Source organism: Cupriavidus sp. OTU4054 (genome assembly GCF_038440175.1).
Taxonomy (GTDB): Bacteria; Pseudomonadota; Gammaproteobacteria; order Burkholderiales; family Burkholderiaceae; genus Cupriavidus; species Cupriavidus pauculus_D.
This window is the reverse complement of the sequence record NZ_JASATF010000004.1, coordinates 246,700-258,740: the sequence shown is the minus strand read 5'-3', so window position 1 is coordinate 258,740 and position 12,041 is coordinate 246,700. Positions and strand designations below refer to the sequence as shown.

10 protein-coding genes are annotated in these 12,041 nt (G+C 66.5%); 9 read left to right on the top strand and 1 reads right to left on the bottom strand.

Features of this window, described 5'->3' with window-relative positions; translation table 11 throughout:
• Nucleotides 1-16: 16 nt before the first annotated feature.
• Nucleotides 17-1,495: an amino acid permease gene (locus AAHB16_RS07620; RefSeq protein WP_150371562.1), complete on the bottom strand. Its 1,479-nt coding sequence runs from the start codon at nt 1,493-1,495 to the stop codon at nt 17-19.
• A gap of 433 nt (nt 1,496-1,928) precedes the next feature.
• On the opposite strand from AAHB16_RS07620, the gene AAHB16_RS07615 reads away from it, so the two are divergent.
• The 9 genes from AAHB16_RS07615 to AAHB16_RS07575 are packed head-to-tail and all read left to right on the top strand — an operon-like array spanning nt 1,929 to nt 12,040.
• A complete protein-coding gene (locus AAHB16_RS07615; RefSeq protein WP_342050523.1) occupies nt 1,929-4,010 on the top strand; it encodes a 3-hydroxyacyl-CoA dehydrogenase NAD-binding domain-containing protein in 2,082 nt (693 codons plus the stop codon).
• Nucleotides 4,011-4,039: 29 nt separating this feature from the next.
• Nucleotides 4,040-4,681: a bifunctional nicotinamidase/pyrazinamidase gene (gene pncA / locus AAHB16_RS07610; protein ID WP_342050522.1), complete on the top strand. Its 642-nt coding sequence runs from the start codon at nt 4,040-4,042 to the stop codon at nt 4,679-4,681.
• Between the two features lie 37 nt (nt 4,682-4,718).
• Nucleotides 4,719-5,897: an acetyl-CoA C-acyltransferase gene (locus tag AAHB16_RS07605; RefSeq protein WP_150371565.1), complete on the top strand. Its 1,179-nt coding sequence runs from the start codon at nt 4,719-4,721 to the stop codon at nt 5,895-5,897.
• A gap of 31 nt (nt 5,898-5,928) precedes the next feature.
• Entirely contained in the window at nt 5,929-7,779 is a 1,851-nt protein-coding gene (locus AAHB16_RS07600) for an acyl-CoA dehydrogenase (RefSeq protein WP_150371566.1), read from the top strand.
• A gap of 31 nt (nt 7,780-7,810) precedes the next feature.
• Nucleotides 7,811-8,593, top strand: coding sequence for an SDR family oxidoreductase (locus tag AAHB16_RS07595; RefSeq protein ID WP_150371567.1), 783 nt, complete (start codon nt 7,811-7,813; stop codon nt 8,591-8,593).
• A 55-nt stretch (nt 8,594-8,648) separates the two neighbouring features.
• Complete coding sequence (locus AAHB16_RS07590; RefSeq protein WP_150371568.1) at nt 8,649-9,092, top strand: PaaI family thioesterase; 444 nt, start codon at nt 8,649-8,651, stop codon at nt 9,090-9,092.
• 48 nt (nt 9,093-9,140) lie between these two features.
• Complete coding sequence (locus AAHB16_RS07585; RefSeq protein WP_150371569.1) at nt 9,141-10,157, top strand: NADP-dependent oxidoreductase; 1,017 nt, start codon at nt 9,141-9,143, stop codon at nt 10,155-10,157.
• 14 nt (nt 10,158-10,171) lie between these two features.
• The gene (locus AAHB16_RS07580; protein WP_150371570.1) at nt 10,172-11,074 is read left to right on the top strand and encodes an SDR family oxidoreductase; all 903 of its coding nucleotides are present in this window, start codon (nt 10,172-10,174) and stop codon (nt 11,072-11,074) included.
• A gap of 33 nt (nt 11,075-11,107) precedes the next feature.
• Nucleotides 11,108-12,040: an alpha/beta fold hydrolase gene (locus AAHB16_RS07575; RefSeq protein ID WP_150371571.1), complete on the top strand. Its 933-nt coding sequence runs from the start codon at nt 11,108-11,110 to the stop codon at nt 12,038-12,040.
• Nucleotide 12,041: the final 1 nt, after the last annotated feature.

Here is a 12,041-nt window from a genome sequence, read left to right as displayed (position 1 = left end):
GTGGCCCCAAGGCGTTTCAGGGCACGTCGCGCCGCGGCAGTTCGAACGGCATGTCCTCGTACGCAATCAGGCGCGTCTTCCTGACCAGCCGGTAGCCGAGCCATAGCGCCGCGAACATCGGAACGCCGATATAGGTCGCCACGATGTCGTGCCAGCGGTTGGGGATGTCGGTAAACGCCTGATAGTTCTGCCCCGCGACGATCACGAGGCACAGGATGCCCGCGAAGATCGGCCCAAACGGGTAGAGCGGAGAGCGGTACGCGAGGTCGGAGACCTTGTAGCCCTGCGCGATCAGGCCGCGGCGGAAGCGGTAGTGGCTGATGGCGATGCCGAACCACGCGAAGAAGCCCGTCATCGCCGAGGTGTTCAGCAGCCACAGGTAGACGGTCTTGTCCCCGAACAGCGAGCTGAAGAAGCATAGCGCGCCGATGGCCGTGGTGACGAACAGCGCGTTCAGCGGGACGCCCGCGCGCGTCAGCCTTCCCAGCGCCCGGGGCGCGCGGCCGCTCACGGCCAGGCCGTAGAGGATGCGGGTGGATACGTACATGCTCGAGGTGCCCGCGGACAGCAGCGCGGTGAGCACCACGGCGTTCATCAGGCCGGCCGCGAACGCGAGGCCCGCGTGCCGGAACACCAGCGCGAACGGGCTCACGCCGATATCGGTCACGTCGTTGCGCAGCAGATTCGGATCGGTATAGGGAATCAGCACGCCGATGATCAGGATCGCGATCACATAGAACAGCAGGATGCGCCAGAACGTCTGGCGGATCGCGCGTGGAATCGTGCGGGCGGGGTCGGTGGCCTCGCCGGCGGCCACGCCGACGGTCTCCGTGCCCTGGAACGAGAATCCCGCAATCATGGCTACCGCGAACATCGCCGGTATGCCCCCGACGAACGGCGCGTCGCCGATCGTAAAGTTCTGCCAGCCCGATTGCGGTCCGCCGCGCAGGATGCCGAAGATCATCAGCACGCCCACGATCAGGAAGATCACGACCGTCACGACCTTGATCAGCGCAAACCAGTATTCGGCCTCGCCGAACCCGCGCACCGAGAACGCGTTGAGCCCGAACATCAGCAGCAGGAACCCCGCGCTCCAGACCACGCCCGGTATCTCCGGATACCAGTACTGCATGACGAGCTGCGCGGCCGTGAGTTCCACGGCGATGGTCACGGCCAGGCTGAACCAGTAGTTCCAGCCCAGCGCGAAGCCGAAGCCTTCCTCGACGTACAGCGCGCTATAGGTGACGAACGACCCGGCCACGGGCATATGCACGGCCAGTTCGCCGAGGCTCGTCATCAGGCAATAGACCATGAGGCCGATGACGCAGTAGGCGAGCAGCGCGCCGCCGGGGCCCGACTGGGCGATGGATGCGCCGGATGCGACGAAGAGGCCGGTGCCGACCGCGCCGCCTATCGCGATCATCGTGAGGTGGCGGGCACCGAGCTTGCGCTGGAGGTCGTCGTGCTCGACGGTGGGATGCTGGTGAGCTGTCATCAGGGTCGCTGTGATGGCTGTCGTCGGGATCGCGGCACCTTGTGGGTGCCTTCGGGCGATCCGAAAACGAAAAGCCGCGAGTCTAGCGCGACCCGTCCGGCAAGATTAGACGGTGGCGTCAAATTTTCGCGAGATTGCGCGTCCGAGTGACGCGAGGGCCATGAAGCGCCGCGTTTGCTCAGGGTTCTCCCGTAGTGGCGACGCCGCCGGCGCGGCTCACCATGAACGCCGCCAACGGGCGTCATGCAGCGCCCGCATGCTGGCGGTGCCAACCCGCCAACGGCGACCGCACGCGCGAATCGGGAACGACGCGGGAAATTGAACGACCGTGCTTTTCTGTGTATGCTTGTCCCCGCTCGCAGTACAGAACCATGCAGAACGATTCACGATGCGCGCCTTCGCATCCGAGACAACCCAGACCAAAGGAACCAGCATGACAGCGCAGTATCAGGTTCAGGACGGCGTGGCCGTCATCACGCTCGACAATCCGCCCGTCAACGGCCTCGGCCACAGCACGCGGCTCGGCATCGTGGAAGGCCTGACGCGCGCGCTGGACGATGGCGCCGTGAAGGCCGTCGTGATCACGGGCGCCGGCAAGGCGTTCTCCGGTGGCGCCGATATTCGCGAATTCAATACCCCCAAGGCCACGCAGGAACCGACGCTGGGTTCGGTCATCCGCGCGCTGGAAGCGTCCACGAAGCCCGTGGTCGCGGCGATTCATACGGTGGCCATGGGCGGCGGGCTGGAGCTCGCGCTCGGCTGCCACTATCGCGTGGCCGCGAAGGGCGCGCAGATCGCGCTGCCCGAGGTCAAGCTCGGCCTGCTGCCCGGCGCGGGCGGCACGCAGCGCCTGCCGCGCCTGATCGGCCTCGAGCAGGCCCTCAATATGATCGTGTCGGGTACGCCGGTGCTGTCGGAAAAGTTCGCGGGCTCGAAGCTGTTCGACGAGATCGTCGACGGCGACGTCCTGCCGGCTGCCGTGAAGTTCGCGCAGAACGTTGCCGCGGCGCCCGGCCCGTATCCGAAGGTGCGCGACCTCAAGGTCCGGCACGAGAATCCGGAAGGCTTCCTGAAGTTCGCGCGCAATACTGTGGAAGCGGTGGCCAGGAATTTTCCGGCGCCCGCGCGCTGCGTGGATGCCGTGGCCGCTTCGCTGAAGCCGTTCGAAGCCGGCCTGAAGGCCGAACGTGAAGGCTTTATGTTCCTCGTGGGTACGCCCGAGTCGCGCGCGCTGCGCCACGCGTTCTTCGGCGAGCGTGCCGCAAGCAAGATTCCGGACGTGCCCTCGGACACGCCCGTGCGCAAGGTCGAAAAGGTGGCCGTGATCGGCGCCGGCACCATGGGTGGCGGCATCACGATGAACTTCCTGAACGCGGGCATTCCCGTGACGATGCTCGAGACGAAGCAGGAAGCGCTCGACCGCGGCGTGGCCACGATCCGCAAGAACTACGACAACAGCGCGAAGAAGGGCAAGCTGACGCCGGAAAAGGTGGAAGCGCGCATGGCGCTGCTGACGACCACGCTGTCCTATGACGCCATCAAGGATGCGGACCTCGTGATCGAGGCCGTGTTCGAAGAGCTGGGCGTCAAGGAGGCCGTGTTCAAGACGCTGGACGAGGTGATGAAGCCCGGCGCGATCCTGGCCTCCAACACCTCGACGCTGGACGTGGACAAGATTGCCGCCTTCACGAAGCGTCCGCAGGACGTGGTCGGCATGCACTTCTTCAGCCCGGCCAACGTGATGAAGCTGCTGGAAGTGGTGCGCGGCAAGGCCACCGGCAAGGACGTGCTGGCCACGGTCATGCAGGTCGCCAAGAAGATCAAGAAGACCGCCGTCGTGTCCGGCGTCTGCGACGGCTTTATCGGCAATCGCATGATCGAACAGTACAGCCGCCAGGCGGGGTATCTGCTCGACGAAGGCGCGCTGCCGGAACAGGTGGACAAGGCCATCGAGAAGTTCGGTTTCGCGATGGGTCCGTTCCGCATGGGCGACCTGGCCGGCAACGATATCGGCTGGGCCATCCGCAAGCGCCGCGCGGTGGAGCGTCCCGACTTCAAGTACTCGAAGACCGCCGACAAGCTCTGCGAACTGGGCCGCTTTGGCCAGAAGACCGGCGCGGGCTGGTACGACTACAAGGCGGGCGACCGCAAGCCGTATCCGAACCAGCAGGTCAACGACATGATCGTCGCGAACTCGAAGGAGGCCGGCGTCGAACGCCGCAAGATCTCCGACGAGGAGATCGTCGAGCGCCTCGTGTTCGCGCTCGTGAACGAAGGCGCCAAGATTCTCGAAGAGGGTATCGCGTCGAAGGCTTCGGACATCGACATGGTGTACCTGACCGGCTACGGCTTCCCGCTGTTCCGCGGCGGCCCGATGCTGTACGCGGATCAGGTCGGCCTGTTCAACGTCGTGCAGGCGATGCACCGTTACGCGCGCGGCTATCACGGCGAAGCGTGGGAGCCCGCGGGTCTGCTCAAGACGCTGGCCGCCGAGGGCAAGGGTTTCAACGGCTGAGGCCGAAACGTCATTATCGAGGAACGGAAATGCACGATTGCCTGCTGGTGATCGACGTCCAGTACGACTTCATGCCCGAGGGCGCGCTGGCCGTGCCGCGCGGGCACGAGGTCGTGCCCGTGATCAACGGGCTCGCGCCGGCGTTCGAGCACGTGGTGCTGACGCAGGACTGGCATCCGGCCGGACACGCGTCGTTCGCGTCGAGCCATGCGGGCATGGAGCCATTCGGCATGACGCGGCTGGCCTATGGGGACCAGGTCATGTGGCCCGACCACTGCGTGCAGGGCACGCATGGCGCGGCGCTGCATGCGGACCTGCATGTGCCGCACGCGCGCATGGTGCTGCGCAAGGGCCATCACGCGGGCGTCGATAGCTATTCGGCGTTCATGGAGGCGGACCGCGCCACGCGCACGGGCCTCGCGGGCTATCTGCGCGAGCACGGCGTGCATCGCGTGTTCTGCGTGGGGCTGGCGACCGATTTCTGCGTGGCATGGAGCGCGCTGGATGCGCGCGAAGCGGGCTTCGAAGTCGTGGTGGTCGAGGACGCTTGCCGCGCGATCGACCTCGACGGCTCGCTCGCCATGGCATGGCGCGACATGTCGGCAGCCGGCGTGGTGCGCATGACATCGGCGGAGGTGCTCGCGGAGCGCCACGCTTTCATCCGTTCCTGATTCATATAGCGATTCAAAAAATTCCGAGGAGCAACACATGAACGAGGCAGTCATCGTATCCACGGCCCGCACCGGGCTGGCCAAGAGCTGGAAGGGCGCGTTCAACATGACCCATGGCGCCACGCTGGGCGGCCATGCGGTGCAGCACGCGATCGCGCGCGCGAAGATCGAGCCGGGCGAGGTGGAAGACGTGCTGATGGGCTGCGCGAATCCCGAAGGCGCCACGGGTGCGAACATCGCGCGCCAGATCGCGCTGCGCGCGGGGTGCCCGGTGACGGTGCCCGGCGCGACCGTGAATCGCTTCTGCTCGTCGGGCCTGCAGACCATCGCGATGGCCGCGCAGCGCGTGATCGCCGATGAAGGCGATATCTTCGTGGCCGGCGGCGTCGAGTCCATCTCGTGCGTGCAGCAGGAAATGAACCGCCACATGATCCAGGAGAGCTGGCTGAGCCAGAACAAGCCCGAGATCTACTGGAGCATGCTGCAGACCGCCGAGAACGTGGCCAAGCGCTACAACATCTCCAAGGAGCGCCAGGACGAGTACGGCGTGCAGAGCCAGCTGCGCGCGGCCGCCGCGCAGGAAGCCGGCAAGTTCAAGGACGAGATCGTGCCGATGACGGTGCTGGCCGGCGTCGCGGACAAGGCCACGGGCCAGCTCTTCACGAAGGAGGTCACGATCTCCGCCGACGAGGGCATCCGCGCCGACACCACGCTCGAAGGCGTGTCGAAGATCCGCACGGCCACGCCGGGCGGCGTGATCACCGCCGGGAATGCCTCGCAATTTTCGGACGGCGCGTCGGCCGCCGTCGTGATGAGCGCGAAGGTCGCCGCCGCGCGCGGCCTGCAGCCGCTGGGCGTATTCCGCGGTTTCGCGGTGGCCGGCTGCGAGCCCGACGAGATGGGCATCGGCCCCGTGTTCGCGGTGCCCAGGCTGCTGAAGAAGACGGGCCTCAAGGTCGAGGACATTGGCCTCTGGGAGCTCAACGAGGCGTTCGCGGTACAGGTGCTGTACTGCGCGGACAAGCTCGGCATTCCGATGGATCGCCTGAACGTCAATGGCGGCGCGATCGCCGTGGGCCATCCCTATGGCGTGTCCGGCGCGCGTCTGGTCGGCCATGCGCTGATCGAGGGCAAGCGCCGTGGCGTGAAGTACGTCGTGGTGACGATGTGCATCGGTGGCGGGCAGGGCGCGGCAGGGTTGTTCGAAGTGCTGTAAGACCTGACTCCCGACCCCAGCCACCGCTGCCATGTCATTGATCCTCTCGCGTCGCGATCTCAATTTCATCCTTTACGAGTGGCTCGGGGTCGAGGCACTCACGCGCATTCCGCGCTACGCGGACCACTCGCGCGAAACCTTCGATGCGGCGCTCGACACGTGCGAGCGCATCGCCACGGACCTGTTCGCGCCGCATAACAAGCGCAGCGACCAGCACGAGCCCGAGTTCGATGGCGAAGCCGTGCGCATGATTCCCGAGGTCGGCGCGGCATTGAAGGCGTTCTGCGAAGCCGGCCTGATGGCCGCCGGGCAGGACTATGAGTATGGCGGCATGCAGTTGCCGGTCGTGCTCGAGAAGGCCGCGTTCGCGTACTTCAAGGCCGCGAACGTCGGCACGAGTTCGTATCCGTTCCTGACCATCGGCAACGCCAATCTGCTGCTGGCGCACGGCACGCCGGCGCAGATCGACACGTTCGTGCGGCCGGAACTCGAAGGCCGGTATTTCGGCACGATGTGCCTCTCCGAGCCGCAGGCGGGGTCCTCGCTCTCGGACATCGGCACGCGGGCCGAGCCCGATGGAGACTCCCCGCTCGGCGCGCGCTATCGCCTGCGCGGCAACAAGATGTGGATCTCGGCGGGCGAACACGAACTGTCCGAGAACATCGTGCACCTCGTGCTGGCCAAGATTCCGGGCCCCGATGGCAAGCTGATTCCGGGCGTCAAGGGTATTTCGCTGTTTATCGTCCCGAAGTATCTCGTCAACGCGGACGGCACGCGTGGCGAGCACAACGACGTGGCGCTGGCTGGCCTCAATCACAAGATGGGCTACCGCGGCACGACCAACTGCCTGCTGAATTTCGGCGAGGGCACGACGTACCGGCCCGAGGGCCAGGGCGGGGCCATCGGTTACCTCGTGGGCGAGCCGCACAAGGGGCTGGCCTGCATGTTCCATATGATGAACGAGGCGCGCATCGGCGTTGGCCTCGGCGCGGTGGCGCTCGGCTATACCGGCTATCTGCACGCGCTCGACTACGCGCGCAATCGGCCGCAGGGCCGGCCCGTGGGCGCGGGCGGCAAGGATCCGTCCACGCCGCAGGTGAAGCTCGTGGAGCATGCCGACGTGCGCCGCATGCTGCTGGCGCAGAAGAGCTATGTCGAAGGCGGGCTCGCGCTGAACCTGTACTGCGCGCGGCTCGTCGACGAGGAGCATGCGGCGAAGGCCGCGGGCGACGATGCGAAGCCGCTGTCGCTGCTGCTCGATATCCTGACGCCGATCGCCAAGAGCTGGCCGTCGCAGTGGTGCCTGGAGGCCAACAGTCTCGCCATTCAGGTGCATGGCGGCTACGGCTATACGCGCGAGTACAACGTCGAGCAGTTCTATCGCGACAACCGGCTCAATCCGATCCACGAAGGCACCCATGGGATTCAGGGGCTCGATCTGCTGGGCCGCAAGGTCGTGATGCAGGACGGCGCCGCGTTCCGGCTGCTGGGCGATCGCGTGGGCGAGACCGCGCAGCGGGCCATTGCCACCGGCGATGTCTCGCTCGGCGAGCAGGCGCGGGCGCTGGGCGCGGCCGCGCGGCGGCTGGCGGCGGTGACCACCACGTTGTGGTCGGCAGGCAGCCCCGACGTCACGCTGGCCAACGCGAGTATCTACCTCGAGGCGTTCGGGCACGTGGTGGTCGCGTGGATCTGGCTCGAGCAGGCCATCGTCGCGCAGGCGGCACTGGCGACGGGCGGCGCCGATGACGATTTCTATCGCGGCAAGCTCGCCGCGGCCGCGTATTTCTATCGCTACGAATTGCCGAAGACCGGGCCGCAGTTCGATCTGCTCGCCTCGCTCGATCGCACCACACTTACGATGCAAGACGCATGGTTCTAGACCGGCGCTCATCACAAAGAAGGAGACACCGATGCATACGATGCGTGAGTTGTTCGACCTCCATGGCCGCACGGCGCTGATCACCGGCGGCTCCCGCGGGCTCGGCCTGCAGATCGCCGAAGCCCTCGGCGAGCAGGGCGCGCGGCTGGTGCTGTCGGCGCGCAAGGCCGGCGAACTCGAGCAGGCGCAGGCGCATCTGCGCGCGCGCGGCATCGAGTGCGACTGGATCGCCGCGGACGGCGCGCGCGACGACGAGATCGATCGGCTGGCCAGCGGCGCGCTGGCGAAGCTCGGCCACGTCGATATCCTCGTCAACAATGCGGGCGCGACCTGGGGCGCGCCGGCCGAGGACCATCCCGTCGAAGCATGGGACAAGGTGATGAACCTCAATATCCGCGGCCTGTTCCTGCTCACGCAGCGCATCGGCCGGGACTCGATGATCCCGCGCCGTCATGGCCGCATCATCAACGTCGCGTCCATCGCGGGGCTGGCCGGCAATCCGCCCGGCACGATGGAAACGATTGCGTACAACACGTCCAAGGGCGCCGTCGTCAACTTCACGCGCGCGCTCGCGGCCGAATGGGGCGAGCACAACATCACGGTCAACGCGCTTGCCCCCGGTTTCTTCCCGTCGAAGATGACGCAGGGATCGCTCGACCGCCTGGGCGTGGACGCCATGTGCGCGGGCGTGCCGCTGCGCCGGCTCGGCGACGACGAGGACCTGAAAGGCGCCGCGCTGCTGTTCGCGAGCGCGGCGGGCAAACATATCACCGGGCAGATTCTGGCCGTGGACGGTGGCGTCAGCGCGATATGAATCCATAATGGCGGGCGCGCACGTGCGCGCCCAATGACGCAGACGCTTTCGGATCATGACGGAACACAACGGCTTTCTTCACAGGATTCCCTTTCTTCTCGACCTCGGCGTGCGATGCAATCGCATGGAGGCGGGGCAGAGCGAGATCGAGCTCGATCTGCTCGAACGCCACCAGAACAGCTGGGACATGGCGCACGGTGGCGTGCTGATGACGATGCTCGACGTCGCGATGGCCATCGCGGGCCGCTCGACGGACCCGGAAGGCCGCGGCGTCGTGACGATCGAGATGAAATCGAGTTTCATGGCCCCCGGGCGTGGCGACAAGATCGTCGCGCGCGGCAAATGCGTGCACCGTACGAGCACGATGGCTTTCTGCGAGGCGGAGATCGTCGATCCGCAAGGCAAGACCGTCGCGCGGGGCTCGGGCACGTTCAAGTTCATCAAACGCTCGCCGCCGCGGCGCACGCCCGGCGCGGCAGACACCGGCGCGGACGGCTGACACCGGTCGCCGCGCATAACGAGACCCATCACCTTGAGGGGACACATCATGTCGGATCAGCAAACCTATCGGCGCATCGTTCTGGCCTCTCGACCGGCCGATGCCGTGACGCCGGACAACTTCCGGCTGGAGACCGTGCCCGTGCCCACGCTGGCAGACGGGCAGGTGCTCGTGCGCAATCATTTCCTGTCGCTCGACCCGTATATGCGCGGCCGCATGAGCGAGAGCAAGTCCTATGCGAATCCGCAGCCGCTCGGCGAGGTCATGATCGGCGGCACCGTCGGCGAAGTGGTCGAGAGCCGCAACCCGAAGTTCAAGGCCGGCGACAGCGTCGTGGCGATGTTCGGCTGGCAGGAAATGGGCGTCAGCGACGGTAGCGGCATGCAGAAGGTCGACACCACGCATATCCCGCTGTCGGCCTACCTGGGCTCGGTGGGCATGCCCGGCGTGACCGCATGGTACGGGTTGAATCGCATCATCGAACCGAAGGCGGGCGAGACCATCGTGGTCAGCGCCGCGTCGGGTGCGGTGGGCAGCGTGGTGGGCCAGCTGGCGAAGAAGGCCGGCTGCCGCGTCGTTGGCGTGGCGGGCGGCAAGGACAAGTGCGATTACGTGGTCAACGAGCTGGGCTTCGACGCCTGCGTGGACTACAAGGCCGCGGCCGATGCCAAGGCGCTCTACGCGGCGGTCAAGGCCGTGACGCCCGATGGCATCGACGGCTATTTCGAAAATGTTGGCGGCGATATTCTCGACGTGGTGCTGGCGCGCCTCAATGCATTCGGCCGCATCGCGCTGTGCGGACTGATCGCGGGCTATGACGGTCAGGACCTGCCGCTGAAGAACCCGCGCGCGATCCTGGTTTCGCGCGCGAAGATCCAGGGCTTTATCGTCTCCGAGCATATGGACGTATGGCCGCAGGCGCTCAAGGAACTCGGCGGCATGGTCGCACAGCGCCAGCTCAAGTTCCGCGAGAGCGTGGCCGAGGGGCTGGCCAGCGCGCCCGAGGCATTCATGGGCCTGCTCAAGGGCAAGAATTTCGGCAAGCAGCTCGTCAAGCTCGTCTGACCGGGAGCCCGCCGATGGACCATTTCGAGGGCAAGGTCGCCGTCATCACGGGCGGCGCGTCGGGGTTCGGCAAGGCGTTCGCGCGCATCGGCGCGTCGCTGGGCATGCGGCTGGTGCTGGCGGACGTCCAGCAGGACGTGCTCGACGCCACGGTCGGCGAGTTCCGGGCGCAGGGCGCGCAGGTCATCGGCGTGCGCACCGACGTCTCGCGCGCGGCCGACATGCAGGCACTGGCAGATTCGACGCTGTCCGCATTTGGGCAGGTCAACCTTCTGTTCAATAATGCGGGCGTCGGGTCGGGCGGGCTGATCTGGGAGAACTCGGAACGCGACTGGGACTGGGTGCTCGGCGTGAACCTGCACGGCGTGATCCACGGCGTGCGCATCTTCACGCCACTGATGCTGGCCGCCGCGGAGAAGGATCCGGCCTACCGCGGGCATATCGTGAATACGGCATCGATGGCGGGGCTCGTCAATGCGCCGACCATGGGCATCTACAACGTGTCCAAGCACGCGGTGGTGTCGCTCAGCGAGACGCTGTACCAGGACCTGAGCCTCGTCACCGATCAGGTGCACTGCTCGGTACTGTGCCCCTTCTTCGTGCCGACGGGCATCGCCCAGTCCCAGCGCAACCGGCCGAAGGATGCCGCCGGGGAGGCGCCGCTGACGCGTTCGCAGTTGGTGGCGCGGGCGCAGGGGGAGAAGGCCGTGTCATCGGGAAAGGTCACCGCGGAGGAGGTCGCGCAGCGAACTTTCGCCGCGATTCGCGAGGAAAACTTCTATATTTACTCGCACCCCCAGGCGCTCGACAGTGTGCGGCAACGCATGGAGGCGATCGTCGGCGCGCGGAATCCCGCGGACCCGTTTGCCGAGAAGCCCGACGTGCGTGCTGCCCTGGTACGGGCCTTGCGCGGTTGAGTCGTCAGTCACCCACCAGAGAGGAGACTGTCGATGGAGACACTCATGACCGCACCCGCCGTGATTCACCATTTGCAGTTCGCGAGCCTGCCGAACGGCATGCGGCTGCATTATGCGAGCGCGGGCGAGCCGGGAAAGCCGCTGATCCTGTTCGTGCACGGGTTTCCGGAATTCTGGTATGCGTGGGAGCGCCAGCTGGCCGAGTTCGGGCAGACCCACTTCGCGGTGGCGCCGGACCTGCGCGGCTTCAACCTGTCGGGCAAGCCGGCCGAAGTGGAAGCGTACCGCCCGAAGCATGTGGCCGAAGACCTCGTGCAGCTGATTCGCACGCTCGGGTATTCGCGATGCGTGATCGTGGCCCATGACTGGGGTGGGGCGGTCTGCTGGAATCTTGCGATGCAGCATCCGGAGCTCGTCGAACGGCTGGTCATCGTCAACGCGCCGCATCCCTACCTGTTTGCGCGCGCGCTGACGGCCGATCCCGCGCAGCAGGCCGCGTCGGCGTATATGAACTGGCTGCGCAAGCCGGGCTCGGAGCAGGCACTGGCGGCCAACGATTTCGCGCTGATCGAGAAAATGCTGAGCGGCGGCGACGGTCCACGGCCCGCGTGGTTCACGGATGGGGTCCGCTCCCGCTATCACGCTGCCTGGTCCGCGCCGGGCGAGGACGGCAGCCATTCGCTGACGGGCAGCGTCAATTACTACCGCGCCACGCCGATGCGGCCGCCGACCGACAGCGAACCGGCCGCGGATCTGTCGCGGTTCAACCCCGCCGACGCCGTGGTCCGCGTGCCGACGCTCGTGATCTGGGGCGAGCAGGACCGCGCGCTACCGAAGACGCTCGTCGAGGGCCTGAGCGACTTCGTGCCGGACCTGCGTGTCGAGCGCATCCCAGAGGGCACGCACTGGGTCATCCATGAACAACCCGAGCGCGTGAACCTCCTGATCCGCAGCGCGCTGCCGTAGC

What these genes read in the sequence shown, in the direction of transcription:
- AAHB16_RS07615 (WP_342050523.1), top strand. Translation starts at nt 1,929, where the DNA reads ATGACAGCGCAGTATCAGGTTCAGGACGGCGTGGCCGTCATCACGCTC.
- AAHB16_RS07595 (WP_150371567.1), top strand. Translation starts at nt 7,811, where the DNA reads ATGCATACGATGCGTGAGTTGTTCGACCTCCATGGCCGCACGGCGCTG.
- AAHB16_RS07620 (WP_150371562.1), bottom strand. Translation starts at nt 1,495, where the DNA reads ATGACAGCTCACCAGCATCCCACCGTCGAGCACGACGACCTCCAGCGC.
- AAHB16_RS07600 (WP_150371566.1), top strand. Translation starts at nt 5,929, where the DNA reads ATGTCATTGATCCTCTCGCGTCGCGATCTCAATTTCATCCTTTACGAG.
- AAHB16_RS07590 (WP_150371568.1), top strand. Translation starts at nt 8,649, where the DNA reads ATGACGGAACACAACGGCTTTCTTCACAGGATTCCCTTTCTTCTCGAC.
- AAHB16_RS07580 (WP_150371570.1), top strand. Translation starts at nt 10,172, where the DNA reads ATGGACCATTTCGAGGGCAAGGTCGCCGTCATCACGGGCGGCGCGTCG.
- AAHB16_RS07585 (WP_150371569.1), top strand. Translation starts at nt 9,141, where the DNA reads ATGTCGGATCAGCAAACCTATCGGCGCATCGTTCTGGCCTCTCGACCG.
- AAHB16_RS07575 (WP_150371571.1), top strand. Translation starts at nt 11,108, where the DNA reads ATGGAGACACTCATGACCGCACCCGCCGTGATTCACCATTTGCAGTTC.
- pncA (WP_342050522.1), top strand. Translation starts at nt 4,040, where the DNA reads ATGCACGATTGCCTGCTGGTGATCGACGTCCAGTACGACTTCATGCCC.
- AAHB16_RS07605 (WP_150371565.1), top strand. Translation starts at nt 4,719, where the DNA reads ATGAACGAGGCAGTCATCGTATCCACGGCCCGCACCGGGCTGGCCAAG.